This is a genomic window from Labrys methylaminiphilus subsp. lupini (assembly GCF_051161885.1).
Taxonomy (GTDB): Bacteria; Pseudomonadota; Alphaproteobacteria; order Rhizobiales; family Labraceae; genus Labrys.
The window spans coordinates 1,299,023-1,324,137 of the sequence record NZ_JBMDIH010000002.1; the positions used below are offsets into that span (position 1 = coordinate 1,299,023).

At 64.2% G+C, this 25,115-nt stretch carries 20 protein-coding genes; 11 read left to right on the top strand and 9 right to left on the bottom strand.

Annotated elements, in window-relative coordinates:
- The first annotated feature begins 7 nt into the window (after window positions 1–7).
- Together ACN6KF_RS31620 and ACN6KF_RS31625 are read left to right on the top strand one after the other, a co-directional pair.
- Window positions 8–1,237 (top strand): pyridoxal phosphate-dependent aminotransferase, encoded by a 1,230-nt coding sequence (locus tag ACN6KF_RS31620; RefSeq protein WP_434960843.1) that lies wholly within the window; start codon window positions 8–10, stop codon window positions 1,235–1,237.
- Window positions 1,238–1,307: 70 nt separating this feature from the next.
- The gene (locus ACN6KF_RS31625; protein ID WP_434960844.1) at window positions 1,308–1,838 is read left to right on the top strand and encodes a GNAT family N-acetyltransferase; all 531 of its coding nucleotides are present in this window, start codon (window positions 1,308–1,310) and stop codon (window positions 1,836–1,838) included.
- Between the two features lie 24 nt (window positions 1,839–1,862).
- On the opposite strand, the gene ACN6KF_RS31630 is transcribed toward ACN6KF_RS31625, so the two are convergent.
- Window positions 1,863–3,035, bottom strand: a complete 1,173-nt coding sequence (locus tag ACN6KF_RS31630; protein ID WP_434960845.1) for an NAD(P)/FAD-dependent oxidoreductase — start codon at window positions 3,033–3,035, stop codon at window positions 1,863–1,865.
- An 87-nt stretch (window positions 3,036–3,122) separates the two neighbouring features.
- Between ACN6KF_RS31630 and ACN6KF_RS31635 the strand changes: the two genes are divergently transcribed.
- From ACN6KF_RS31635 to ACN6KF_RS31660, 6 genes are all read left to right on the top strand, one after another.
- Window positions 3,123–3,836, top strand: a complete 714-nt coding sequence (locus ACN6KF_RS31635) for a helix-turn-helix domain-containing protein (protein ID WP_434960846.1) — start codon at window positions 3,123–3,125, stop codon at window positions 3,834–3,836.
- A gap of 108 nt (window positions 3,837–3,944) precedes the next feature.
- The gene (locus tag ACN6KF_RS31640) at window positions 3,945–5,489 is read left to right on the top strand and encodes an ABC transporter substrate-binding protein (protein WP_434960847.1); all 1,545 of its coding nucleotides are present in this window, start codon (window positions 3,945–3,947) and stop codon (window positions 5,487–5,489) included.
- A 102-nt stretch (window positions 5,490–5,591) separates the two neighbouring features.
- Window positions 5,592–6,608, top strand: coding sequence for an ABC transporter permease (locus ACN6KF_RS31645; protein ID WP_434960848.1), 1,017 nt, complete (start codon window positions 5,592–5,594; stop codon window positions 6,606–6,608).
- A complete protein-coding gene (gene ddpC / locus ACN6KF_RS31650; RefSeq protein WP_434960849.1) occupies window positions 6,608–7,501 on the top strand; it encodes a D,D-dipeptide ABC transporter permease in 894 nt (297 codons plus the stop codon). Before ACN6KF_RS31645 ends, ddpC begins: the two co-directional genes overlap by 1 nt.
- The gene (locus tag ACN6KF_RS31655) at window positions 7,501–8,511 is read left to right on the top strand and encodes an ABC transporter ATP-binding protein (RefSeq protein ID WP_434960850.1); all 1,011 of its coding nucleotides are present in this window, start codon (window positions 7,501–7,503) and stop codon (window positions 8,509–8,511) included. The genes ddpC and ACN6KF_RS31655 overlap by 1 nt, the downstream gene beginning before the upstream one ends.
- On the top strand, window positions 8,508–9,512 hold the full coding sequence (locus ACN6KF_RS31660) for an oligopeptide/dipeptide ABC transporter ATP-binding protein (RefSeq protein WP_434960851.1): 1,005 nt from the start codon (window positions 8,508–8,510) through the stop codon (window positions 9,510–9,512). Before ACN6KF_RS31655 ends, ACN6KF_RS31660 begins: the two co-directional genes overlap by 4 nt.
- Window positions 9,513–9,632: 120 nt before the next feature.
- On the opposite strand, the gene ACN6KF_RS31665 is transcribed toward ACN6KF_RS31660, so the two are convergent.
- Both ACN6KF_RS31665 and ACN6KF_RS31670 read right to left on the bottom strand, forming a co-directional pair.
- A complete protein-coding gene (locus ACN6KF_RS31665) occupies window positions 9,633–11,099 on the bottom strand; it encodes a M81 family metallopeptidase (RefSeq protein WP_434960852.1) in 1,467 nt (488 codons plus the stop codon).
- Window positions 11,100–11,218: 119 nt separating this feature from the next.
- On the bottom strand, window positions 11,219–11,776 hold the full coding sequence (locus ACN6KF_RS31670) for a sugar O-acetyltransferase (protein WP_434960853.1): 558 nt from the start codon (window positions 11,774–11,776) through the stop codon (window positions 11,219–11,221).
- Window positions 11,777–11,985: 209 nt separating this feature from the next.
- Between ACN6KF_RS31670 and ACN6KF_RS31675 the strand changes: the two genes are divergently transcribed.
- On the top strand, window positions 11,986–13,140 hold the full coding sequence (locus tag ACN6KF_RS31675) for an ROK family transcriptional regulator (RefSeq protein ID WP_434960854.1): 1,155 nt from the start codon (window positions 11,986–11,988) through the stop codon (window positions 13,138–13,140).
- On the opposite strand, the gene ACN6KF_RS31680 is transcribed toward ACN6KF_RS31675, so the two are convergent.
- The 6 genes from ACN6KF_RS31680 to ACN6KF_RS31705 form a co-directional block, all read right to left on the bottom strand.
- The gene (locus ACN6KF_RS31680; protein WP_434960855.1) at window positions 13,073–14,296 is read right to left on the bottom strand and encodes an ROK family transcriptional regulator; all 1,224 of its coding nucleotides are present in this window, start codon (window positions 14,294–14,296) and stop codon (window positions 13,073–13,075) included. The two genes, ACN6KF_RS31675 and ACN6KF_RS31680, sit on opposite strands and share 68 nt — an antisense overlap.
- 197 nt (window positions 14,297–14,493) lie before the next feature.
- Window positions 14,494–17,514 carry an alpha-mannosidase gene (locus tag ACN6KF_RS31685; RefSeq protein ID WP_434960856.1) on the bottom strand — a complete coding sequence of 1,007 codons (3,021 nt, stop codon included), beginning with the start codon at window positions 17,512–17,514 and terminating at the stop codon, window positions 14,494–14,496.
- A 33-nt stretch (window positions 17,515–17,547) separates the two neighbouring features.
- Window positions 17,548–18,390, bottom strand: coding sequence for a carbohydrate ABC transporter permease (locus ACN6KF_RS31690; RefSeq protein ID WP_434960857.1), 843 nt, complete (start codon window positions 18,388–18,390; stop codon window positions 17,548–17,550).
- Window positions 18,387–19,328 carry a carbohydrate ABC transporter permease gene (locus ACN6KF_RS31695; RefSeq protein ID WP_434960858.1) on the bottom strand — a complete coding sequence of 314 codons (942 nt, stop codon included), beginning with the start codon at window positions 19,326–19,328 and terminating at the stop codon, window positions 18,387–18,389. Before ACN6KF_RS31695 ends, ACN6KF_RS31690 begins: the two co-directional genes overlap by 4 nt.
- Before the next feature lie 50 nt (window positions 19,329–19,378).
- Window positions 19,379–20,680: an extracellular solute-binding protein gene (locus tag ACN6KF_RS31700; RefSeq protein ID WP_434960859.1), complete on the bottom strand. Its 1,302-nt coding sequence runs from the start codon at window positions 20,678–20,680 to the stop codon at window positions 19,379–19,381.
- Window positions 20,681–20,904: 224 nt separating this feature from the next.
- Window positions 20,905–21,867 carry a DUF3313 domain-containing protein gene (locus tag ACN6KF_RS31705; protein ID WP_434960860.1) on the bottom strand — a complete coding sequence of 321 codons (963 nt, stop codon included), beginning with the start codon at window positions 21,865–21,867 and terminating at the stop codon, window positions 20,905–20,907.
- Between the two features lie 96 nt (window positions 21,868–21,963).
- On the opposite strand from ACN6KF_RS31705, the gene ACN6KF_RS31710 reads away from it, so the two are divergent.
- Window positions 21,964–22,542: a TetR/AcrR family transcriptional regulator gene (locus ACN6KF_RS31710; protein WP_434960861.1), complete on the top strand. Its 579-nt coding sequence runs from the start codon at window positions 21,964–21,966 to the stop codon at window positions 22,540–22,542.
- 185 nt (window positions 22,543–22,727) lie between these two features.
- A complete protein-coding gene (locus tag ACN6KF_RS31715; protein ID WP_434960862.1) occupies window positions 22,728–25,052 on the top strand; it encodes a Tex family protein in 2,325 nt (774 codons plus the stop codon).
- The last annotated feature ends 63 nt before the right edge of the window (window positions 25,053–25,115 follow it).

Below are 25,115 nucleotides of genomic sequence, written 5' to 3' on the forward strand. Positions count from 1 at the left end.
GCCCGTCATGAACATGAATGTGCAGATGGCGCGGGGCTTTCGCCCCGCGCGCCGGATCGAGGCCATCGGGGTGTCGGAGATCCTCCGGATCACGGCCCTGGCCCAGCAGCGCAAGAAGGCCGGCCGGGACGTGATCATACTCGGTGCCGGGGAGCCCGATTTCGATACGCCCGCCAATATCAAGGAAGCGGCTGTGCGGGCTATCGCCGACGGCAAGACCAGGTATACCGCCCTCGACGGCACGGCCGAGCTGAAGGCGGCGATCCGCGAGAAGTTCCGGCGCGACAACGGGCTGGACTTCGGCCTCGACCAGATCACGGTCGCGGCCGGCGCCAAGCAGGTCCTCTACAACGCCATGATGGCGACCATCGACGAAGGGGATGAGGTGATCATCCCCACCCCGTTCTGGGTGACCTATGCCGACATCGTCAAGATTGCGGGCGGCACGCCCGTGCTCGTGCCCTGCCGCGAGGAGAACGGCTTCCGCCTGACGGCGGAGGACCTCGAGTGCGCGATCACGCCGCGAACGCGCTGGCTGATGCTCAATTCGCCGTCCAATCCGTCAGGCGCGGCTTACGCGGCCGAGCATTACCACCCCCTCATCGAAGTCTTGCTGCGCCACCCGCAAGTCTGGCTCATGGTCGACGACATGTATGAGCACATCGTCTATGACGATTTTGCCTTCGTGACGCCGGCCGCGCTCGAACCTCAACTCGCCGGGCGGACCTTGACGGTGAACGGCGTGTCGAAAGCCTATGCCATGACAGGCTGGCGCATCGGCTATGCCGGTGGTCCGGCTCCCCTGATCGCGGCCATGGCCATCGTCCAGAGCCAGTCGACCTCCTGCCCCTCCTCCATCAGCCAGGCCGCCGCCGTCGAGGCCCTGGCCGGCCCGCAGGCGATCGTCAGCGAAAGATGCCAATCCTTCAAGGCGCGCCGCGACCTGGTCGTCGAGGCGCTGAACGCGATCGAGGGTATTTCCTGCCGGGTTCCCGAGGGCGCCTTCTACACCTTCGCGAGCTGCGGCGGATTGATCGGCAAGACGACGCCGGATGGCGTCATCCTCGATAGCGACCATGCTTTCACCGACTATCTGCTGCGCTCGGTAGACGTGGCCGTGGTTCCCGGATCGGCTTTCGGTCTCGGCCCATATTTCCGCATCTCCTATGCCACTTCGACCGGCGAATTGCAGGAGGCCTGCCGGCGTATTACAGCGGCCGTTGCAAGCCTGTCCTGAGCCCATCGCGATTTGACGGAATCGGCGGAAATGGCAAAGACGCCTGAAACAGGGTGTGAGAGCGTGGGGGATGCTTGCGCTCGAACGCATCTGCTCCAGGGATGGCAAGGGCAAGCCGCTCTCCATGCTCGCCTCCCCTGCAAGGGAGGATTGCGTGCCGATCGACGTGATGATCCGCGATTTCAGCTCCGCCGACCGCGAGCCTTGCGCCAGAATCCTGTCCAAGGCCGGGCGGATGGCCTTCTACTGGGCCGATTGGCCCGTCTTCGACGGCCCCGGCTTCGATGAGGTCACCAAGGGCGAACAGATTCTGGTGGCCGAGACGCACAATCAGGTCGTCGGATTTGCCGCTGTCTATATGCCGGAGAATTTTCTGCATCACCTCTATATCGATCCCGACCTCGCCGGTTGCGGCATCGGGGCCACGTTGCTCGGCGAGACCATCAGGCGATACGGTCCGGCCCTATCGTTGAAATGCCAGATGCGGAACCAGGTGGCGCGAAACTTCTATCGCAAATGCGGCTGGCTCGAAGACGACCAGCCTGGCGGGGCCGACAGGCTCGGCTCCTGGCTGTTCATCCGCAGCCCTGGGCCATTTTGAAAGCCGTTGCCTCCTCCAGCAATCTCAGGCCTCGGCTGCCTCGTGCGGCACGATCGCGGCCTCGAGCCCGGGACGGGCGGGTGAGACAGCGGTAGGATCGAAGCCTTCGGCCAGGACCGCCTCTTCGACAGGCCGGCAGCGGACGAGCGCGGCAGCAGCTCTCGCGAGAGCCGGCGCCGTCTGGATTCCGTAGCCGCCCTGCCCCGCCAGCCAGAAGAAGCCCTCGGCCTTCGGATCATAGCCGACCACCGGACTGCGATCGGCGGCGAAGGTCCGTAAGCCGGCCCAGCGCCGGGCGATGGTACGGACCGGCAGATCGGCCGCGCGCTGGATGCGATCGATGGCAATGGCGATGTCGAGTTCCTCGGGCTGGGCGTCGCAGGGATCGCTCGGCGTCTCGTCGGCCGGCGACGCCAGCAGCCGGCCGGCATCCGGCTTGAAATAGAAAGCCTCGTCGATGTCGATCGCCATCGGCCAGGCGGTGCCATCAAAGCCACGCGGCATGTCCAGCATCATTGCCGTCCGGCGTAGCGGCGTCAGCACCACGGTGGAGGCGCCGGCCAGCCCACCGACGGTGCTGGCCCAGGCTCCGGCGGCGTTGATCACGGTCCCGGCTTCGAACGAACCTGAAGAGGTCCGGATCCGCCAACGCCCGGCCTGCCGGTCGAGGCCTAGCAGCTCGGCCGAAGTGACGAGTTCGGCGCCACGCGCTTTCGCGCCCCGCAGATAGCCCTGATGCAAAGCGTGCACGTCGATATCCCTGGAACTGCCGTCGAGCAGCGCCTGGGCGACATAATCGGTCCGCAAGATCGGCACATGCGCACGCGCCTGAGCGGTATCGAGCACCGTCGGCTTCTTGCCACTCGCCTCGGCGAGGATGTCGGTGAAGGCGGCAAGGCGTGCTACCTGATCGGCGCGCGCGATGAACAGAACCGGCCGCGGCGTCAACAGGGGAAGATCGGCAAATCCGGCAGGCGGCGCTTCGTAAAGGCCGCGGCTGGCCCGCGTCAGCGCCCGGATCGTAGCGTTGCCATAGGTTTCGGAAAACAGGGCTGCCGACCGGCCGGTCGTATGATAGCCGCAGAACTGCTCGCGCTCGATCAGCAACACGCGGTCGGTCTCCGCCAGTTCATAGGCCAGGGACGCCCCCGCCATGCCGCCGCCGATAATGACGAAATCGAACGCTGCCTTGCCCACTGCCAATCCCGCTGGAAAGATAATTTTCCTATTGATCAATTATTTTTCCGATTTGCGCAAGAACTTGTCTGCGTTATCATTATCGTGATGAAAAATCAGAGCAGGCCACCGATCAAACTTCCCGCCAAGCCAGCATCCGCGACGGAGGCCAAGGCCAGCCTGGGCGATTGCCTTCGGGACATACGAATCCGCAACCAGTGGACCCTGTCGCAGATGAGCGCGATGACCGGGCTGGCGGTCTCGACCCTGTCCAAGGTCGAGAACAACCAGATGTCGCTCACCTATGATCGGCTGATCCAGCTCGCCGAAGGGCTCGGCGTCGACATCGTCGAGTTGTTCGGCACCCGCACGGCCGAGGCCAGCCAGGCACCGCTGGCCCGCCGGGCCATTAGCCGAATCGGCGAAGGGCGGCCGATCAAGACCAGCAATTACGATTATTTCTACCTCTGCACGGACATTTCGAAAAAGGCGATGGTGCCGATCATGGCCCTCGCCCACGCCAGAAGCATGACCGAATTCGGCCCCTTCATCCGCCATGTCGGGGAAGAATACACCTATGTGCTCGAAGGCGAACTCGAATTGCATACCGAATACTACGCGCCGGTGCGGCTGAAGGCCGGCGAATCCTGCTATTTCGATGCCGCCATGGGGCACGCCTATATTTCGGTCAGTGAGGAGCCGGCTCGCGTGCTCTGCATCTGCTCGATCAGCGAGACCGACCTAATTGCCGCCACCCAGGATGCCAGGCCGGGACCCGCTGCACGCAAACCGCGTGCGAAAAAGACTGCCGGCGACATATAGCATCAGAAAAATTGATTGCGCTTCGGAAAAATCGCGGCATTCTTACGCGATGGATCACCAAGCCGGAAACCGGCACAGATCTCATCCATCCAATGCCGGAGAGGGCGCATGATCTCGACTCAACTCAAAACCATAGGGCTCGCTCTGCTTCTCGCCACCTGCCTCAGCCAAGGCGCCATGGCGGGAGCCAAGGACGTCTTGGTAGTGGCGCGATCCGAGGATGCACCCACCGCCGACCCCGGCGTCGAGATCGACAATAAGGGTTATACCTTCACCTATGCCGCCTATGAGCGGCTGGTCGCCTATAAGGGCAGCTCCACCGAGGTGATACCAGAGCTGGCCGGAAGCTGGACGGTTGATGATGCCAAGCTGGTGTGGACCTTCAAGCTGGCGCCCGGCCATCAATTCGACGATGGCTCGCCGGTCGATGCCGCCGCCGTCAAGTTCAGCTTCGACCGCCTGATGAAGCTGAAGGCCGGCCCTTCGGACGCCCTGCCCACGCTGAAGACCGTCGAGATCGTCGATCCCATGACAGTCCGCTTCGTCTTGTCAGCGCCCTTCTCGCCCTTCCTTTCGGCCCTCGCCACCTCAGGTGCGGCCATCGTCAATCCCAAGGTGATGGCGCATGAGAAGGACGGCGATATGGCCAAAGCCTGGCTCGCCGAGCACAGCGCCGGCAGCGGTGCCTTCCGCATTGCCAGCTGGGAGCGCAACCAGAGCACGGTGCTGGAGCGCAACAGCCATTATGCCGGCCCCGCGCCCGCCTTCAAGCAGGTGGTGGTGCGTATCGTCGGTGACATCTCGGCGCGCCGGCTGCAGCTTCTCAATGGCGATGCCGACATCATCGAGCAGGTTCCTGTCGAGCAGGCCGAAGCGCTCGGCAAGGAATCCTCCGTGGTCGTGGAGAGCAATCCGAGCCTCTACGTCACCTATATCTATCTGAACAACACCAAACCGCCGCTGAACGACCCACGCGTGCGCCAGGCGATTTCCTATGCCGTCGACTACAAGGGTATCGTCGAAGGTATCATGCTGGGCCAGGCCGAACAGATGCGCGGCGCCGTACCCGATGGCATGTGGGGCCATGACCCCTCGGGCTTCCAGTACAGCTACGATCCGGAAAAGGCCAAGGCCCTGCTGAAGGAAGCCGGGCAGTCGAATCTGCACTTCACCTATACCTTCTCCCAGGCCAACCCGATCTGGGAGCCGGTGGGTCTGGCGCTGCAGGCCAATCTCGCTGATGTCGGCATCAAGCTCGATCTGCAATCGCTGGCCGACACCACCAAGCGCGAAATGGTGGCCAACGGCAATTTCGAGCTGGCGGCCGGCGATTGGACCCCCGATTTCGCCGACCCCTACATGTTCATGAACTACTGGTTCGATCCAGACCGCAAGGGCGCCCCCGGCAATCGCGCCTTCTACGACAATCCCAAGGTCACGGCGCTGATCCGCGAGGCCGGCAGCATCGTCGACCAGCCCAAGCGCCAGCAGCTCTATTTGGAGGCTCAGAAGCTGTCGACACAGGACGCGCCCTATCTCTATCTCGTGCAGAAGAACGACATCTTCGCCCGCCGGGCTGCGGTGAAGGGCTATGTCTACAATCCCATGCTGATCCAGGTCTATAATTTCGCAGCCATGTCCAAGGCGGACTGACGATAGCCGGAGCCGGTGGTACGCGGTGCCATCGGCTCCGTTTGCGTTAGATCGCAGGATGGCTAAGCCTCACCAGGCACCCCAGCAAGGAGAGACAAGCCGATGACATTCGCGCGCATCATTGGCCAGCGCGGTCTGTTCCTGTTCCTGGTGGTGTTTGGCGTTGTCGTCATCACCTTCGTCATTTCCCATCTCATTCCCGGTGATCCGGCCCGGCTGATCGCCGGCGATCGGGCCAGTGCCGAGACGCTCGAAAATGTCCGCCGCGATCTCGGCCTCGATCGCCCGGTGACGGATCAGTTCGCGATCTATGTCGGCAAGCTCGTCCAGGGCGATCTCGGCACCTCGCTGCGAACCCGCCGGTCGGTCGCCGCCGATATCGCCACCTTCCTGCCGGCAACGCTGGAACTGGGTATCACAGCCCTGTTCCTGGCGGTGCTGATCGGCGTTCCCCTCGGCGTGGCATCGGCGGTGAAGAAGGACGGGCTGGTCGACCAGATTGCCAGGGTGGTCTCGGTCTGCGGCATTTCCATGCCGGTGTTCTGGTTCGGCCTGATCCTGATCCTGCTTTTCTACGCCAAGCTGCAGATCCTGCCGGGTGGCGGCCGTCTCGCCATGGAAATTCCGCCGCTGCGGCCGATGACCGGCTTCTTCCTGGTCGATTCCCTGCTCCAGGGACGCCTCGATGCTTTTGCAAGCGCCGTCCGCCACCTCATTTTGCCAAGCGTCGTGCTCGCTTTCGCCAATCTGGGCGTGATCACCCGCCAGATCCGCGCCTCGATGCTGGAAGTGCTGCAGGAGGACTATATCCGCACCGCCTGGGCGAGCGGGTTGCGCCGGCGGGCCGTCATTTTCAATCATGCCCTGCGCAATGCGCTGATCCCTTCCATCACCCTGCTCGGGCTCGCTCTCGGCGACCTGCTCTATGGCGCCGTGTTGACCGAGACGATCTTCGCCTGGCCGGGTATGGGCAGCTATGTCGTGACTTCGATCCAGACCCTCGATTTCCCCGCCATCATGGGTTTCACCGTGGTCGCCTCGATCGGCTATGTCCTGATCAACCTCATGATCGACCTGGCCTATATGGCCGCCGACCCGCAAATCAGGGAGATCGGCTGATGACCATGCAGGCGCCCGAAGCGACCAGTGCACGTTCTCCCTCGAAGCTGCGCGAACGCCTTGCCTATCTTGGCTATCTGTCGCGCCGGCAACCTTTGACCGTGATCGGCCTTGCCATCGTCCTCATGGTCCTGGTGATCATCGCCGCAGCACCCCTGCTCGCACCCTACAATCCCGACAAGGTCGCCCTGTCCCTGCGCCTGAAGCCGCCGAGCGCGGCCCATTGGTTCGGCACCGACGAAGTCGGGCGGGACCTGTTCTCCCGCGTCATCTATGGTGCGCGCGCCTCCTGCGGCGCCGCCTTTCTCATCGTGGCGATCTCGACCATCGCCGGCGCGCTGATCGGCTGCCTGTCGGGTATCCTCGGCGGCCGTCTTGACACCGTCATCATGCGGCTGATGGACGTCCTCTTGGCACTGCCCGCGCTGGTGCTCGCCATGGCTCTGGCGGCCGCACTCGGACCGAGCCTGGTCAACGCCATGCTCGCAGTCGCCATCGTGCGCATTCCCGCTTATGTCCGGCTGGCGCGCGGCCAGACCTTGTCGCTGCGCGAAAGGGTCTATGTGCGAGCAGCCCGCACTTACGGGGCCTCGCCCTTCTATATCCTGCGCTGGCATGTGCTGCCCAACGCACTGTCGCCTCTGATCGTGCAGGCAACGCTCGATCTCGGCAACATCATCCTCATCGCCGCCGCCCTCAGTTTTCTCGGGCTCGGGGCGCAACCGCCGACCTCGGAATGGGGCGCGCTCGTCAGCAGCGGCCGCCGCTTCATCCTCGACCAGTGGTGGTACAGCACCTTTCCGGGCCTTGCGATCCTGGTGACGGCCATGGGCTGCAACCTGCTCGGCGATGGTATCCGCGACCTCCTCGATCCGAAAATGAGGTCGCGCTGATGGCCGCCGCAACTGCTCCCTCCGCGCTGCCGTTGTCGATCAGCGGCCTGTCGCTGGAATTTCCGACCTATGGCGGCGCCGTCAAGGCGCTCGACGACGTCTCGATCGAGGTCGGCCAGGCCGAGATCGTCGGCCTCGTCGGCGAGTCCGGCTGCGGCAAGTCCGTCACCACCATGGCGGCGACCCGCCTGCTCCCGCAAGGGGGCTATCGCGTTACTGCCGGCAGCATCCGCCTGTTCGGCCGCGATCCCTTTGCCATGGATGAGGCAACGCTGCAGGATGTGCGCGGCAAGCTGGTCTCGACCATCTTCCAGGAGCCGATGAACGCCCTCAACCCGACCATCCGCATAGGGCGGCAGCTCGTCGAGGTGATCCGCCGGCATGAGCAGGTCGGCCGGGACGAGGCCGAGCGAACCGCCCGGGCGATCCTGGCCGACATGCTCATCCCCGAGCCGGAACGGGTGATGCGGGCCTATCCCTTCGAGCTCTCCGGCGGCATGCGCCAGCGCGTCCTGATCGCCATGGCGTTTTCCTGCAATCCAGGCCTGATCATTGCCGACGAGCCGACCACGGCGCTCGACGTGACCGTGCAGGCGGTCATCCTGCGGCTCATCCAGAACCGCGCCCGCCGCACCGGCACCTCCGTCGTGTTCATCTCCCACAACATGGCGGTGGTGTCGCAGCTGTGCGATCGCCTCTACGTCATGTACGCCGGACGCATCGTCGAGGCAGGCCCGACCCGCGCCGTGCTGGAGGAGCCGCAGCATCCCTATACCCAGGCTCTGCTGCGCTGCCTGCCGGAGCGCGTCGCGCCCAAGGCCGAGCTGGAAGCCATTCCCGGCACGGTGCCCAATCTGTTCGATCCGCCCGAAGGCTGCTTCTACCGTCCCCGCTGTCCCGAGGCCACCGCCCGATGCCTGACCAAGCCGCAGTCGACCTCCCCGGCCCCGCAACGTCTCGTCGCCTGCTGGCAGCGCCAGGCCATTCGCCACCAGGGGAGCGCCTCGTGACGGAGGCGCCCCTGCTCGCCGTCGAGGACTTGCGTGTCCGTTTTCCTCTGCCGCGCGGCTGGTTCGAGCGTGAGAGACCTTATGTTCATGCCGTCAACGGCGTCGACCTCGTCGTGCGACCGGGCGAAAGCTTCGGCATTGTCGGTGAATCCGGCTGCGGCAAGAGCACCCTGGTCCAGGCGATCATCGGCCTTGTCGGCCACGGCTCTGGACGCGTGCTGATCGGCGGCGCCGAATTGCGCCTGGCGCAGGGCCAGGCGCAGCGCGACATCCGCCAGCGCATGCAGATCGTCTTTCAGGATCCGCAATCCTCGCTTGATCCGCGCATGCCGGTATGGCGCTTGATCACCGAACCGCTGCATGTGCGCGGCGGCATGACCAGGGCGGCCCTCAGGGCGCGCGCCGCCGAACTCGCGGCGGCGGTGGGCCTGAGACCAGAGCTTCTCGACCGCCTGCCACACGCCTTCTCCGGCGGCCAGCGCCAGCGCATCGCCGTAGCCCGGGCGATCAGCACCGATCCGGACCTGCTGATCCTCGACGAGCCGACCTCGGCGCTCGACGTCTCCGTGCAGGCGCAGATCATCAATCTGCTGCTCAAGCTGCAGCGCGAGCGCAATCTCGCCTATCTCCTGATCTCCCACGACGTCTCGCTGGTGCGTCATTTCTGCGATCGCGTCGCAGTGATGTATCTCGGCCAGATCGTCGAATCCGGCCCAGCGCAGGCGGTGCTGGAGCAGCCCGCCCATCCCTATACCCGCACGTTGCTGGCAACGGTGCCGAGCCTCGAGCACCCATTGCCCCAGCTTGCGGCAAACCGGGTCGGCGAACTGCCCAACAACCGGGTGCTGCCCGCCGGCTGCTTCTATCGTGAACGCTGCCAATCCGCCGCCGCAGGCTGCGACAGGCCCCAGGCACTGACGGTCTATGACGAGGCCATTGCCGCCATGGAGGGGCGCCGGGTGCGCTGCCACAGGGCTGCAGAGTTGAAGGCGGCAATCTAGGGTATCCCGCCGACGGTCAGGGAGCTTTCGATAAAAAATACATTAGATAATTCTACTAAATTATTGAAAAAACGAATAATTATATATTCGTAGTGGCTACTGCATCGGGGCGCTGTCCCGTCAGGTGCCAGCCTCGGCAAAGGGGTCGTCCACCTTGGGCCAATAAGGCCGCGCGAGCTTGGTGTAGGGTATGCGCTCGAACCGCGGCTGCAGAGCCCCCGGTGTCGCAACATATAGGATCTCGCGAGCAATCGGCTCGAAACCCGCGCGGAAGTGGTTGATCGATTTGACCAGCACGAGCTTGCGCGTGGCCGGATCGAGACCGAGCGCGGTCATGCATTCGGGATGGAAGGCCTGGCTGCGCACGCTGTTGAGCACGAGATCGATCCCGTCGGCGCTGACCCAGGCCGCATCGCCGATCGCAATCGGCACCTGGCCGAAACGCTGTGTGATGCCGGAAGCGACGCGCCGGACCGTGACGGTCAGATCGATCGGATCGCCGGAAGCAACGCCGATCTTGCCGCCGATCCTGAGCGGCAGCGTGGCTCCCTCGCCCGCCTCCCGGCAAAGCCTCACGGCGATCGGATCCCAATAAAGGCAGCTCGCGACATTGCGAATGCCGCGCTCGATGACACGACGGAGCAGGAAGGTGGAGTCGCCCGGCGCGCCGCCGCCGGCATTGTCGGAGACGTCGGCCAGCACGACGGGACCGCCCTCGATGGCGCAGGCCCGATCGAGCGCCTCGTCCATGTCGAGATAATCCGGCTGCAGTCTGTGGCGCTGTGCGAAGATCTCCTGGCCGAAGTGGGCAGCCACCGCCCGTGCCTGCCTCCCGTCACCATCGGCTACCACCAGCATCTTGGCGCCGACATCGGCGACATCGCCCCAGGGAAAGCCATGTCCGAAGGAGACGGACAGGATGCCGTCACGCCCCTGCTGTGCCTTCATGCGGTCGACGAGGTCGCGCAAGGGCTGCTCATGGACGCGGAAGGTGCCGATCATCCGGCAATCGAACAGCGCCATCACGGGACGGGTCTCGCCGGCAAGCACCTGGGCCATAAGCCTGAACAAATGGTCGGCTCGTTCCTCGATATCAGTGTGGGGATATTCGAGATAGGTCGCCAGCAAAGTGGCCTGATCAAGCATGCGTTCGGTGAGGTGGCAATGCAGGTCGAGTTCGGCGCCCACCGGTACGTCAGGTCCCACCAGCGCGCGAACATGACCGAGAAGATCGCCCTCGACATCGTCATAGCCCTCGGCCACGCAGGCCCCATGCAAAGCGAGCAGGACGGCATCGACCGGCATGGCGGTGGCGAGATCGCGCAGGATCTCATCGCGGAAGGTCTCATAGACCGAGCGCGTGGTGACACCGCCGGGCTCGGCCACGGCGCACAGGCTCTCGGCCACATGCCATCCCCGCACCTCGGCTCGGGCTCGCCAGACGGCAAGCTGCGCCGAGCAGCAATTCAGCGGCCTCGAAGTGGCATCGCCATGGGCGATCAGATTCTCGGCATAGGATTCATAGCCCGTGTGCATCGGCGAAAACGTGTTGGTCTCGGTATCGAGACCGGCGATGAACAGCTTCAACGCGCCCTCCTCTTCTTGGAAAGTTATTTTTCCTAAAAGAAAATAGCTTTACTATCGGAAAGTCAACCGACATCAAGGCCAGGCGCATTGCCTGGAACGGGTTTCTCGCGGAAGCGCCCTCAGTCGCCAATCGAACGAATGATCCTGGCCGGGTTGCCTGCGACGAGCATATTTGGGGGCACGTCCCTGGTGACCACGGAACCCGCCGCAACAACCGAGTTTTCGCCGATCGTCACCCCACCGATGATCGTCACGCCGGCTGCGATCCAGACATTCCTCTCAATCGCAACGGGCTTTGCGATGACGGAGGTGCGCCGTTGCGAAGGCTCGACGGGGTGGCTGGATGTGAGGATACTTACATTCGGGCCAATCATCACGTCATCGGCAATATCCAGCCCGCCAAGGTCGTAGAATGTACAGTTCTGATTGACGAAAACGTTGCACCCCACGCGGATGTCCGTCCCACCGGTGGTGTAGAATGGCGGGATCAACATAAAGCTGTCGTCTACCTTCCGGCCGATGAGGTCGCTGAACAGCGCCCGGACTTCATCCGCATCGTTGAACGTCAAGCGGTTGAGGGCGGCAGTGATCGCCATCGCCCGCTTGACACTTGCCAGCATGGCCGCTGATTCTGGTGTTCTTCTGGGAATTATCTTGGCGTGACCATTATTCGCCATTCTTCATTTCCTCTGGTGCAGTCGAACGAGTATTCGGCGCATGACGGCGGTGTCGAGATTCGGCGACTATAGCCACATGGCCTTTGCGGGTGATTTACGCGGTCGCACGCACAGGATTTCGCACTTTCGCGCAGGCGAGCCCTGCCCTGGCGGGCACCAATGGGCTATCGTCGGTGGAGTCCCGTCTCGAGCTTTCTGACGAAGAAGCCATGCCGATCGATCGCAGCCCCCCGCTTCCCGTACGTTTTCCCGAAAGGCGCGACCAGACTTCGGGCCTCAATCTGGTACAGGCCGCCGATCACAATCTGCGCGTCACCTTGGAGGCCTTGCGGCGCGGCGGTGCGATGACGCGGCTCGAACTCGCCCATGTCACCGGCCTCACCGTGCCGGGCATCGCCAACATCCTGCGCCGCCTGACCGGCGAAGGCCTGATCGAGACCAATAGTTCGGCGCGTTCGAACCGCTTCGCCATTCGCCAGGGCAGCGCCGTGTCGATCGGTGTTGACCTCGCCGGCGAGCGGGCGAGGCTGATCGCCACCGATCTTGCCGGCACGCTCCTCTTTGCCGAGGAAGCGCCGGGTTCGGTGCGCGAACCGGCCGAGGCCGCCACCTGGATCCGGCGGGCGACCTCCCGGCTCTCGACGGCGGCGCCGGGCGGCCGTCTGTTCGGCATCGGCGTGACGGCAGGCGAACATGCCGAGGCTATCCGTGCCGCGCTTTCTCCCTACCGGGCCATCGTCGAACGCGATACGGTCGCCGCAGCGATCAGCGAGAGGCAATCCGGGATTGCAACGGCCGATGATAGTTTCGTCTTCGTCCTGCTCGGCGCCACCGTTCGCGCCGGCATGATCATCGGCGGCACCGTCTTCGACGGTGCGGAGCACAAGGCTGGCTTGGTCGGACTGATGCGCACCGGCCGCGACGGGCGCTATCTCGACGAGGTGGCGGCGACCAGCCGCCTGCCCAGCCATGATCTGTCGGACCCTGCCGTGCAGCAATGGCTCGACGATGCCGCCGAGCATCTGACCGACATGATCATCGCCATGGCGGCCTTCATCGGACCGCGCCTGATCGTGGTGGGCGGCCGCCTGCCGACGCCGCTTCTGGAAGCGCTTGCCGCACGCCTGCAGGTGCTGCGCCGGAGCCGGATGATCGACCCGACACACCCGTTCTGGTTGCCGGAAATCCGCTGCAGTACGCTGTCCGAGCAGGGCGTGGCTCAAGGGATCGCGGCGATCCCTTTCCTCGACATCCTGCTGCCGGACATGCGCCGGACCGTCCTTGTCCGCCAGAACGTTAGCGAAGATCGCGGGCACGCAAGGGCGAACGCGTCCGCTGTGCCGGATCGGCCGCCTCCAGCCTGAGGGCGTGGGCGAGCGGCATGGTTGCCGCCCCCAGCGCCGCCGCATCTTCCGAACCACCGGCACGATAGACCGGTGGCATCGGCCTTGGATCGCGCGCAAGCTCCTCGTGAACGAAGAGCAGCAGCTTGTCCATCAAGGTCACCGGCAGGCGACCGCCGATCAGCACCGCATCGGGATTGATCAGGAGGCCGATATCGATGGCTGCCTCGGCCAGATGCCGGGCGGCCATGCGCAGCCAGATCACCACCAGATCCCGACCGCGTTCGTCGAGGGCCAGCAATTGCTGCGGCTGCGCGACGGCGATGCCGTGCCTGGCGAGAAAATCGTAGAGCTGCAGCAGCGAGACGAGCTGGCCGAGCGGCTGGACGCCGTCGCCTTCCCGCCCCCCCGCCGGCGACAGCGGCAGCCAGCCGATTTCCCCGCTGATGCCGCTCGAGCCGTGATAGCAGGCACCATCGAGCACGATGCCTCCGCCGAGCCCCGCGCCGATGAAGATGTAGAAGAAGCTGCGAATCTCCACGCCGAGCCCGTAGGTGAGCTCCCCGATCGCCGCAGCCGTTGCATCATTGTCGATGAAAACGGGCTGTTCCGTGAAGGCGGCAAAGCGGGCGCGGATATCCGTCTCTTCCCAGACGGAATAGGCCTCCGGCATGCCGATGAAGGGGATCTCGCCGAGGAGGTCGGGAATGGCGAGGCCGATGCCAACCAGCCGGTTCTCGTCGATGGCATGGCGGCGGCGGAAGGTCTTCAGGGCTTCCTTCACCTCGGCGAAGAAGGCGTCAGGTAGAAGATAGCGTATCTCCCGATGGAGCCGGTCGCGTACCGTGCCAAGCGCATCGACGGCGACGATGGTGAGGTGATCGCGCCCGAGGCCGATACCCACCGAAAAACAGCCTTCCGGATTGATTTCGAGCTCGATCGCCGGCTGCCCACGCATGCCGTAGCGCCGGCGCGCCTCGATGATCAGCCCGTCGTCGAGCATCTTTTCGGTGATGCGGGCGACGGCCTGCTTGCTGAGGCCGGAGCGCCGCGCGAGCTCGGTGCGCGAGATCGGCTGGCTCCAGCGAATGGTGCGCAGGATGACAGCCTGATTGTGGCTCGCGGCATGGCCGGAATTGGAGCCGGCGAGTTCGCCCGGCAGGAGGGAAGACTTCATATCCGGACCGATCAAGCCGCACGGTATCCCATCTTGTCAACCATGGCGCTCGGTGTGGGCATTCTCCTGGCAGCGCGGGGTCCCCGCCCGCTCTCGGAGAGGAGGTGCTCAATGAGAGGGAAAAGCGGATCGTCCGACTCTCACTTGAGTGTCGTAGGGACGTCCGCGCTCCCAGGAAGCCACTCTGCGGTAGCCATTCAGCCTTTCTTCAGCACCCAGCTGCGCACCTCGAAAGGCTTGAGATCCGGGCCGTCGGCACGTGATACCGACTCTTCGAGGATATCGACGGCATCGCCGAGCCGCCAGCCCGTGGCTGGTTTGACGGCGAAGGCACCGCGGGCGCCGGCGGGCTCATAGACGCGCAGGATGAGCCCCCCACCCTCCTCGGCCTGCTTGAGACCGCCGAGCCCGGCCGCGATGCCCTCGACGGCGAGCGGCTGATGTGATCCGGGCTGGAGGCCGGTGGCGGCGAGCGCCAGCACCGGCTGGTTCAGATCGAGCGCCTCCTCGCGCACGTCGCCCTCATGCCAGCTGCCCTGATGCGGCAGGAGCGCATAAAGGAAGCTCTGCTCGCCCTCGTCGGCCAGCGGATCGGGATAGATGGGTGCGCGCACCAGGCTCAGCCCGAGCACATTGCCCTTGACGCTGTGGCCATATTTGGCGTCGTTCAGGATGGCGACGCCGAAACCCGGCTCCGACAGATCGGCAAAGCGATGGGCCGGCACCTCATATTGGGCGCTCTCCCAGGAGGTGTTGTCGCGGGTCGAGCGCCTGACGACACCGAAAGCGCATTCGAAGGTGGCGAAGTCCGAACGCACCGCCACCGGCGTCAGGGTTCTGAGCAGCACGCGGCGGTCATGCCAGTCGAGATCGGTCCTGATCTCCAGGCGCGGCGAGTTCGCCCATAGCCGCAGGGTCTGGGTGATGGTGGAATCGCGGAAGCGCCTCACGATCCTGACGGCGACGCGATGCGGACCGGTCTCGACGACGTCGATCGCCTCCACCGCAGTCAGCTCCTGGCCATTGGCGGTGTAGTCGTCGTCGATGTCCCAGGCATCCCAATTGCGCGGCTTGTCCATGGCATAGGCCCAGAGCTGGTTGCCACGGCCGGCCAGCGCCTCGCGCCCGGCGCGCTTGTCGTAGAGGCTGGCGAGCGTGCCGTCGCCATTGAGGGCAACCCGCACGAAGCGGTTTTCGAGGCCGGTCTTCGAGACAGTGAGGCCATCTGACGGGTGTAGCCCGCCGCGGTCGAGAACAACAATGCCGAGCGGGGGCACCGTCCCTTCCGGTGCAAGGGGAACACCACCGATTTCGCAGCGGATGGGTCGCGCATGGAGATCAGGGTTGACCACCACCAGCACGTCCGTCGACCCGCTCTTTGGTAGCTGCGCCGCCACTGCCGCGAGCCCGGCCTCCTGCGCTTCACGGCCGGTCGCCAGCGCCTCGCCGAGTTCGCGCTCAGCATCCTCGTAGATCTCGCGAATGCCCGAGCCCGGCAGGATGTCGTGGAATTCGTTCTTGAGCACCTTGCGCCAGGCCGGCTCAAGGCTCTCGGGCAGAGGGCCGCCGAGCAACGCCGCCAATGAAGCGACGGTCTCGGCCGTGATCAGCGCCCGTTCAGCATGGCGATGCAGCTTTTTGGTGTGGCTTTGCGTGGTCAGCGTGGCACGGTGCAGTTCGAGATAGATCTCGCCAGACCAGACCGGGATTTTCTCCGCCGGCACTTCATCGTGTATACGAGCGTAGAAATCCTCGACCCGAACCGGCCTGAGCGCCGGGATCGCCGGGAAATCGACGAGCTGGGCCTGGCGTTCCAGCATTTCGGGCGTGGTGCCACCACCGCCATCGCCATAACCGACGGCGAGCAGGCTTTCATCATGGATGTCCTTGCGGCGGAAATTCTTCCAGGTCGGAATGATGGCCGCCGGCTCAGTCGAACCATTATAGCCGTGCAGTGGATTGTCGAAGGTGTGGGCAATCACCTGGCTGCCGTCGAGGCCTTCCCAGAAGAAGAGGTCGTGCGGGAAGCGGTTGGTTTCCGACCAGTTCACCTTGATGGTGAAGAAGGAATCCATGCCGCCCTGCCTGAGCAGTTGCGGCAGAGCCGGCGAGAAGCCGAAGCAATCCGGCAGCCAGCAGACGCGATGGCGCACGCCGAATTGGCGCAGGAAATAGCGCTGGCCATACAGGATCTGGCGCACGAAGCTCTCGCCGGTCGGCATGTTGGTATCGGGTTCGACCCACATGCCGCCAATGGTCTCCCATTGGCCCTTCTTCACGGCGGCGACGATATCGGCAAACAGTGCCGGATCGTCCTCCTCGATTTGGGCATAATAGGCGGCCGTTGACTGGTTGAAGATGAAGCTCGGGAACTGCTCCATCAAGCGTAGCGCGGTGTGGAAAGTGCGCCGGGCCTTGCGCCGGGTCTCGTCATAGGGCCAGAGCCAGGCGAGATCGATATGGGCATGGCCGGTGATGCCGAGCTTGCCCTGCTGAGGAAAGCGGGCCTTGAGCGCGCGCAATTCGGCCACCAGTCTGTCATGGGCCGCCGCCACGCTGGCGCGGTGGTCCTGCCGCAGCCCGTCAGGGTTCGGTTTCAGTGCCGGCAATTGCCAGATCGAGCGCTGCTGGGTGTAGTCGCCCATGCGTGCCACATAGTCCGAGGTCGCCGAGGGCCAGTCGAGCGCAGCATAAGTGCGCTCCGCTGCGCCGACGAGATGGGGCACGACCTCGTGGTCGCCCAGCAGGTGCGCCACCTCGGCCACCTGCTTGAGCAGCAGGCGCAGGCGATGCACGGATGGTTCGAGGCGCACGAGGCGTGCCGCAACCAGCCGAGGCTCGGGCACCGGCTCGCCGAAGGGCAGCCGGGCAACACTGTCCGTCTCGATCGAGAAATGCCGGCCGAGCACCGGATATTCCTGATGATAGGGATCGTGGCCGTAGCGCTTCTGTCCCGCCTCGCTCTTCAGCGTGATCAGGCTCTCGCCGCCGAGATCGAGGATCAGGCGAGTCTCCTCCAGCGGCCAGGACTGGGGCACCTCGGCCTTGGCCATGAAATGCACGACACCGTCGCGCCTGGGCCAGTCGGCACCGAGAGCGATCGGTTCGCCATTGAAAGTCCAGCCTTTGATGGCAACCTTTTCGTGCTCTCGCCAGAAACCGAGCTCGAGCACGCGGACATTCAGGCGATCGATCCGCTGCTGGATCGTGAGTGACATCTTAAACTCCTAGATAAAACAATATGTTACGATCTAACCTTTAACTGCTCCGGCAGTTAGCGCTCCTACCACCATGCGCTGCAGCGCCACGAAGGCGATGATGGCCGGCACCACCGCCACCAGGCAGGCAGCCGCCAGTACCTGGGTGGTGGAGGCATTGGACGTGCCAGCGAAATTGAAGATCGCCACCGAAATCGGCAGCTGCGGATCCTTGTTGAGCAGCAGAAAGGGGATCAGGAACTGCGACCAGTTGAGGATCATGATCAGGATGAAGGCCGAGGCGATGCCCGGCGTGATCAGCGGCAAAGTGATGCGCCAGAAGATGCCGAAGCGGCTGCAGCCATCGATGGCGGCCGCCTCCTCCAATTCGCGCGGAATGGCGTCGATGGCGCTCTTGAGCAGCCAGGTGCACATGGGAATGCCCACGGCGATATAGACCATGATCACGCCGAAATGGCTGTTGAGCAGGCCGAGATCGCTCATATAGCGATAGAGCGGCACCAGGATCACCAGCGGCGAGACCATCTGAAAGGCGAGGATCGCCATCATCAGGGCCGAGCGGCCGGCGAACCAGAAGCGCGAAAAGGCATAGGCGGCGGGTGCAGACACCGCGAGGCAGCCGAGCCCCCCGAGCGCCGAGAGCTTCAGACCGTTCCACAGATAGACCAGGAAGGTGGGATCGCTCAGCACCTGCGCGAAATTGGCGAGCGTCGGGCGCTTGGGGATGAAGCGGGCAGCCCCGAGGAAGACCTCCTGGCGCGAGCGCAGCGCCAGCGACAGCAGCCATAGAAGCGGCGTCAGGAAGAAGGCGGCGATCAGCACGGCCAGTATATAGGTGGCGACATCGCCCCATTTCTCGCGGCGCTCGCCCTTCATGTCCGATCCTCCCAACGCGGCAGGAAGGCGGCATAGAACAGGGCCAGTGCCAGGCTGATCGCCAGCATCAGCACCGAGAGCATACTGCCGCCGGCGAGGTCGTAATTGCGGAAGACGGTGTTGTAGGTGAAGAGCGAGAGCACTTCCGTCGCCCGGCCCGGCCCGCCGCCGGTGAGCGAGATGATGGCGTCAAAGGTGTTGAGCGTTTGGATGGTGATCAGGATCGAGTTGACCAGGATGGCACTGCGCATCATCGGCAGGGTGACGAAGCGGAATTTCTGCCAGCCATTGGCGCCGTCGACATTGGCCGCCTCATAGAGCGTAGGGTCGATGCCCTTGAGCGCGGCATAGAACACGATCATCGAGAAGGCCGTGCCACGCCAGACATTGGAGATGATGGCCGAGATCATGGCGTTGGTGGGATCGGACAGCCAGGCCACCGGGGCGATGTGCATCAGGCGCAGTACGCTGTTGATCGCACCGAACGGCGCTTCGGAGAACAGCATCTGCCAGATCAAGCCGTTGGCGATACCGGGAATGACCCAGGCGATCAGCACGATGGTGCGGATCACCGTCATGCCGGGAAGGCGGCGGCGCTCGCCACGCACCACCACCAGGGCGATGCCGAAGCCGACCGCCTGCTGGCCGATCACGCTAGCCGCGCAGAAGATGAAGGTGGTGAGGAGGATATCGCCGAGCGCGGCATTGCCGAGCATGGCGTAGAGGGTGTCGAGCGTGTAGCGCTCCTCGGAACTGAGCAGCGTCGCATTGGTCAGGGACAGGCGGAAGACGTCGATAATCGGGTAGAGATAGAAGGCGGCGAGCAGCAAGACGGCTGGCGCCAGCCAGGAGAAGGCATTGGTGTCGATCCGCCCTGCAAGGCCGAGCCCTCGCTGGCGGCGCGGCACGGCGGCGATGGCGGCCCTGGTCGTCGACATGGCGTCCCTCTCCTGTCTGGCATCAGTCCGCGGATTCGGTTGCCCCTCCCCTATTTCTGCCGGGTATAGGCCGCCTGCACGGCGGCATTGGCGGCATCGAGGGCCGTTTCCGGCGTCTTGGTGCCGGCCAGCACTTCGCCCATCATCACCTGGATCTGGTTGGAGATTTCCGCATAGATCGGCACGCCCGGCCGGGCCTGGCCGTGGGCGAGCGCCGCCGCAAAGGTCTTGTTCGCCTCGGTCTTGAAGACGTCGAACTTGTCATATTGCGCCTTGGAGGTTGGCAATTGCTGCTGGAGGGCATTGCCCAGGCCCGAATAGACCTCCTTGGCGATCGCCGCGCACATGGCAACCTTCTCGGGATCGTTGGCGAAGGCTCCAACCGTCCAGCCGCCGGTACCGGTGGCGTTCTGGCCGGCGGTCGGTCCCGGGATCTCCGAGAAGGTCCATTGCTCGAAGGCTTCCGGTTCGAGAATGGTCTTGAGCTGGCCATATTGCCAGTTGCCGCCGATGAACAGAGCGGTTGTCCCGGCTGCGGCCGCGGCGTTCAACTCGTCATAATTCATGATGGTGGTGACGCGCTTGGGCGCGGCGCCGGAATCAACAAGTTCCTTGAAATATTTGACGGCCTTCAGGAATTTCTCGCGGTTCTCACCCTCTGCGAAGACGGGCTTGCCGGTGTCGTCGACGAGTTTGCCACCCTGGCTCCAGAAATTGGCGAGCCAGTCGAAGGTCGTGGCCTCCCAACGCCCGGCATTGAAGAGCAGACCCTCCATACCCTTCTCCTTGGAGGCGAGAGCCGCTGCCTTCAACTCGTCCCAGGACTTGGGGGCATCCGGCACGACGTCTTTCTTGCGGTAGAGCACGCGCAGATCGGTATCCCACCACCAGGCATAGATCTTGCCGTCCTTGCCGGTGATGCCCTGGCGCACGAAGGGGAAGAGATCATTGACCTCGTCCTTCGTAAAATAGGCATCTAGCGGCTTCAGTACGCCGGCGCCGATGAACAGGGCCAGCACGAAGGAATCCACCGCGGCGCAATCGGGTCCTCGCCCGGCCTTGGCCTGTTCGAGCATGCGGGCCTGTTCCTGGCCGATATTGTCGGACATGCGTTCGAGCTCGATCTTCCAGCCGGGATGGCGCTGGATGAAGTCGCCGAACAGCTTCTTGTAGCCCTCCGCCCAGACCGGGTCGGTGCTGTCAGGCCCGTCTCCCGTCAGCCGGAAGGTCAGTGATTTCGGAGCATCGGCCGGCCCGATCCGGCTCTTGGTGACGAGGTCTTCGGCCTGTGACGAGGCGGTTGCGAAGGCAACGGCCGAGGCGAGCAGCGCGGTAACCAGACGCTTGCGCATCTTGTTTCTCCCTGGGGTGTTTCCTCGATCGGGCGGATCGGTTCCGCCTCGTGATGGGCGCAGTGACGCCACGCGAATAAATCACATCGATTTTATTGAGGCAAGCCTCTTGGGTACCGAGAGAAAATACGGGAGGCAGCGACGCAGGCGCTATTCCCGGACAGCGCCCCGCGATGGCCGGCCGAGGCGAGGCCATGGCATCCACGATACAAGCAAGCACCGATCTAACGCTGGGGGGCGGCTTGCGGGCGCTTGTCGGTCCATTCCGGCGGCGCCCCGAATTTTTCGGCGACGACGCCCAGAAGACCTGGCGCCCGGCCGAAACTGTCGCAGGTCGCATATTTCGGCTTGCCGCCCAGCCAGGATCGTATCCGCTGTCCGGATGGCAGCCTGATATCCAACGTGCGCGGCTCCTTTCCGGTAACGAGCATGCGGGAGAACTCGCTCCCGAACATCGTCGCCAAGCCATAGGCGTCACCGACTTCGGACATGCGCGGTTTGTTCGAGATCGAGTTGGCGCCGCGGGCCCAGAGCATCGCGGCGCGCTGGTTGCCCTTGCTGTCGACGGCTTCCGCCTCGACCGCCAGATCACCCAGGCCGAAAGGAAGCCTGGGAACGCTGACCGGTAGGGCAAAGCCGCTGCCCAATGTCACGGCAGTCGCGAGCACCGCCACCGCCCTGTTGGTCGGTACGATGTCGGTGACCACAGTCCGAACCATCAGGTCAGCAGGCGCGCCCGGTCTAACGATCTGAAACTTGTCGCTCAGGGCGACGCAGATCTCACGATCAAGTGCATTGGCAACCATCGCCCGATCGCTCGGCGTTTTCACCCGCGCGGAGGCCGACTGAGTCAGCGTGGTCGGCACGATACCGACAGTCTTCACGGAAGCCAAAGCACTGGCATCGACGTAATTTCTCGACTTTGACAGCAGTCCTTTTGGTTTGCTGAGCTTGTCATAGCTCGTCAACGTGCCTGCAGACTTGAGAGGAACCGAAGCACATCCGGTGGACAGTAAAGGCAGAATCAAACAGGCCGTCGTTACCCGAACTTGTATCAGGACATCCCGCAGACAGGCCGTCATAGCAGCGTGGGGATCGGTTGCCTTTTCGCTCACCCTACCGAATGTCACAAGGCCCGTGCGGATTCGAAACACGGCCAGCCGCCGTGGAAGAGGAAAACTTGTCACGCCCAGCTCCAAATATAGGATACACTGACGCATCTAGTTATAGCATTGTGGTGGAAATAAGATGCGAAAATGCATCTTATTTAGATAAGGAATTTCATGCAACAGCGACGTCGAGGAGTGGATCTCGAACAGGCGATTCTGGAAGCAGCGTGGTCCGAACTGGTCGAACGCGGCTATGCCGGGCTGACGATGGAGGCCGTGGCCGAAAGGGCCGGTACCAGCCGCCCGGTGCTCGGGCGTCGTTGGGACGGCAAGGCGCCCCTCGTCGTCGCGGCCATTCGGCAGCAAATGGCGAAAAACCCGATTGACGTGCCGGATCGAGGCAATCTGCGCACGGAACTACTGGAATTCCTGGACCGGGCCTCGGAACGCACCTCCGCGATCGTCGCTACTTTCTCGCTGCTATCGAGTGCGTATTTCACCGAAACCACCTCCACGCCAAAAGACCTGCGCGCTTCGCTCATCAAGGGGGGGCATGGGCAAATGCTTCCGACGATCCTCGAGCGTGCCGTGACGCGCGGCGAGGTTGATCGGGAAAAACTCGCCCCGCCCGTCGATTCCCTGCTGAGCGATCTTTTCGGGGGGCATATCCTCATGACCTTTTCGGCGCCACCGCCCGCCTTGTGGAAAGCTTGGGTCGACAGCGTGTTTCTCCCGCTCGTTCGAGCCAAGTAGAGCCGTCGTGCCATGAGGTCAGGACCGAGTGGTCGTGCCGCCTAGAGGGCGCCGGGGTGGAATTGAGGCCCCTCCAACAGCAAGCGAAAGACAGGTTGTGGAGAAGCAAGGGCCGGTGGCCAGAGGCATGGCGATCCCGCCCCGCCTTGCCTATGGTGCGCGACTCATTGTCGAGCGAGGAGCGCATGAACGGCAAGCAACACGCCACCGGAGCCGGCCTGCGCCTGGCCACGATCATTGCAGCCGAGATCGGCGCCAGGCCGCAGCAGGTCACGGCCGCCGTCGCTTTGCTCGACGAAGGCGCCACCGTCCCCTTCGTCGCCCGCTACCGCAAGGAAGTGACCGGCGGGCTCGATGACACGCAGTTGCGCGATCTTGCCGAACGCCTCGCTTATCTGCGCGAGCTCGAGGCCCGGCGCGAGACCATTCTTTCCTCCATCCGCGAGCAGGGCAAACTCGACGACGAACTCGCAGCCAAGATCGCCGCAGCCGCCACCAAGGCGGAGCTGGAAGACAACTATCTGCCCTACAAGCCCAAGCGGCGCACCAAGGCCGAGATCGCCCGCGAGCGCGGGCTCGGCCCGCTCGCCGAGGCCGTTCTCGCCGACAGGGCGGCGGTGCCCGCGGAGCTGGCGGCTGCCTATCTCGGCGACGAGGTCCCTGACACCAAGGCGGCCCTGGAGGGCGCGCGCGACATCCTGGTCGAGCGCTTCAGCGAGAACGCCGAGTTGGTCGGCCGGCTGCGCGCCTACATGAAGGAACATGCCTTCCTGCGCGCCCGCGTCATCGACGGCAAGCAGGCGGCCGGCGCTAAATTCTCCGATTATTTCGACCATGTCGAGAAATGGTCGGGCGTGCCCAGCCATCGCGCGCTCGCCATGCTGCGCGGCCGCAACGAGGAGGTGCTGTCGCTCGACATCGAGGTCGACGCCGACAATGCCTCCGCGGTCAAGCCGGTGGAGCGCATGATCGCCCAGGCCTATGCGATCGCGGGCAGCCTTCCCGGCGACCGCTGGCTGATGGAGGTTGTGGGCTGGGCCTGGCGCGTCAAGCTCTCCCTGCATCTCTATGTCGACCTGATGGGCGATTTGCGCGAACGGGCCGAGGAAGAGGCGATCCGGGTCTTCGCCCGCAATCTCAAGGACCTGCTCCTCGCGGCCCCCGCCGGCTCGCGCGCCACCATGGGCCTCGATCCCGGCATCCGGACGGGCGTGAAGGTCGCGGTAGTCGACGGCACCGGCAAGGTCCTGGCCACCACCACCGTCTATCCCTTCCCCCCTAAGAACGATTTGCGCGGCACCCAGACGGAGCTCGCGGCCCTCGTCCGCCGTCACGGTATCGAATTGATCGCCATCGGCAACGGTACCGGCAGTCGCGAGACGGAAAGGCTGGTGATCGACATGCTCGCTACCCTGCCCCCGCCCAAGCCGCTCAAGGTCATCGTCAGCGAGGCGGGCGCTTCGGTCTATTCGGCGTCGGCAACGGCCGCTGCCGAGTTTCCGGATCTCGACGTGTCGCTGCGCGGCGCGGTCTCGATCGCGCGACGGCTCCAGGATCCCCTCGCGGAACTGGTCAAGATCGAACCTAAATCGATCGGCGTCGGGCAATATCAGCACGATGTTGACCAATATCGCCTGGCGCGCTCGCTGGATGGTGTGGTGGAAGATGCGGTGAACGCGGTCGGCGTCGATCTCAACACCGCCTCGGCCTCGCTGCTCGCTCGCGTCTCCGGCCTTGGCGCCTCACTCGCCGAGGGCATCGTGATGTATCGCAATGCCAACGGTCCCTTCGCCAGCCGCAAGGACCTGCTCAAAGTCTCCCGCCTCGGCCCGCGCGCCTTCGAGCAATGCGCCGGCTTCCTGCGCATTCCTAATGGCAGCGAGCCGCTGGATGCCTCGGCCGTGCATCCCGAAGCCTACGGCGTCGCCAAGAAGATCGTCGCCGCCTGCGGGCGCGACGTGCGTACGCTGATGGGCGACAGTGCCGCCCTCAGAAAGCTCGATCCGCAGGCTTTCGTGGATGAACGCTTCGGCCTGCCGACCGTGCGTGACATCATCGCCGAGCTGGACAAGCCCGGCCGCGACCCCCGTCCCGAATTCAAGACCGCGACCTTCGCCGACGGCATCGACGACATCAAGGATCTCCGGCCCGGCATGCTTTTGGAAGGCACGGTCACCAACGTCGCCGCCTTCGGCGCCTTCGTCGACATCGGCGTGCATCAGGACGGCCTAGTGCATGTCTCGCAGCTGGCCGATCGTTTCGTCAAGGACGCGCACGAGGTGGTGAAGGCCGGCGACGTCGTGAAAGTGCGCGTGGTCGAAGTCGACATTCCCCGCAAGCGCATTGCCCTGTCGATGCGGCGGGACGGCAATGCCAACTCCGACAAGCAAGCCAGGCGCGACGACAAAGCCAAGCCGAATCCGCCTCGTCCCAGCCAGGGCCGTCCCGACAAGCCATCCTCGCAAGGGGCTTTCGGGGCGGCCTTGGCCGAGGCGTTGAAGAAGCGTTGAAGTGTCTTCCTACCGTCTTTCCTGTCCCCAGACGTATTCCGGGGAAGGTATTCGTATCGGAAG

What these genes read in the sequence shown, in the direction of transcription:
- ACN6KF_RS31680 (WP_434960855.1), bottom strand. Translation starts at nt 14,296, where the DNA reads ATGAAGTCTTCCCTCCTGCCGGGCGAACTCGCCGGCTCCAATTCCGGC.
- ACN6KF_RS31690 (WP_434960857.1), bottom strand. Translation starts at nt 18,390, where the DNA reads ATGAAGGGCGAGCGCCGCGAGAAATGGGGCGATGTCGCCACCTATATA.
- ACN6KF_RS31675 (WP_434960854.1), top strand. Translation starts at nt 11,986, where the DNA reads ATGCCGATCGATCGCAGCCCCCCGCTTCCCGTACGTTTTCCCGAAAGG.
- ACN6KF_RS31700 (WP_434960859.1), bottom strand. Translation starts at nt 20,680, where the DNA reads ATGCGCAAGCGTCTGGTTACCGCGCTGCTCGCCTCGGCCGTTGCCTTC.
- ddpC (WP_434960849.1), top strand. Translation starts at nt 6,608, where the DNA reads ATGACCATGCAGGCGCCCGAAGCGACCAGTGCACGTTCTCCCTCGAAG.
- ACN6KF_RS31715 (WP_434960862.1), top strand. Translation starts at nt 22,728, where the DNA reads ATGAACGGCAAGCAACACGCCACCGGAGCCGGCCTGCGCCTGGCCACG.
- ACN6KF_RS31710 (WP_434960861.1), top strand. Translation starts at nt 21,964, where the DNA reads ATGCAACAGCGACGTCGAGGAGTGGATCTCGAACAGGCGATTCTGGAA.
- ACN6KF_RS31655 (WP_434960850.1), top strand. Translation starts at nt 7,501, where the DNA reads ATGGCCGCCGCAACTGCTCCCTCCGCGCTGCCGTTGTCGATCAGCGGC.
- ACN6KF_RS31645 (WP_434960848.1), top strand. Translation starts at nt 5,592, where the DNA reads ATGACATTCGCGCGCATCATTGGCCAGCGCGGTCTGTTCCTGTTCCTG.
- ACN6KF_RS31685 (WP_434960856.1), bottom strand. Translation starts at nt 17,514, where the DNA reads ATGTCACTCACGATCCAGCAGCGGATCGATCGCCTGAATGTCCGCGTG.
- ACN6KF_RS31620 (WP_434960843.1), top strand. Translation starts at nt 8, where the DNA reads ATGAACATGAATGTGCAGATGGCGCGGGGCTTTCGCCCCGCGCGCCGG.
- ACN6KF_RS31635 (WP_434960846.1), top strand. Translation starts at nt 3,123, where the DNA reads ATGAAAAATCAGAGCAGGCCACCGATCAAACTTCCCGCCAAGCCAGCA.
- ACN6KF_RS31625 (WP_434960844.1), top strand. Translation starts at nt 1,308, where the DNA reads ATGCTTGCGCTCGAACGCATCTGCTCCAGGGATGGCAAGGGCAAGCCG.
- ACN6KF_RS31640 (WP_434960847.1), top strand. Translation starts at nt 3,945, where the DNA reads ATGATCTCGACTCAACTCAAAACCATAGGGCTCGCTCTGCTTCTCGCC.
- ACN6KF_RS31695 (WP_434960858.1), bottom strand. Translation starts at nt 19,328, where the DNA reads ATGTCGACGACCAGGGCCGCCATCGCCGCCGTGCCGCGCCGCCAGCGA.
- ACN6KF_RS31670 (WP_434960853.1), bottom strand. Translation starts at nt 11,776, where the DNA reads ATGGCGAATAATGGTCACGCCAAGATAATTCCCAGAAGAACACCAGAA.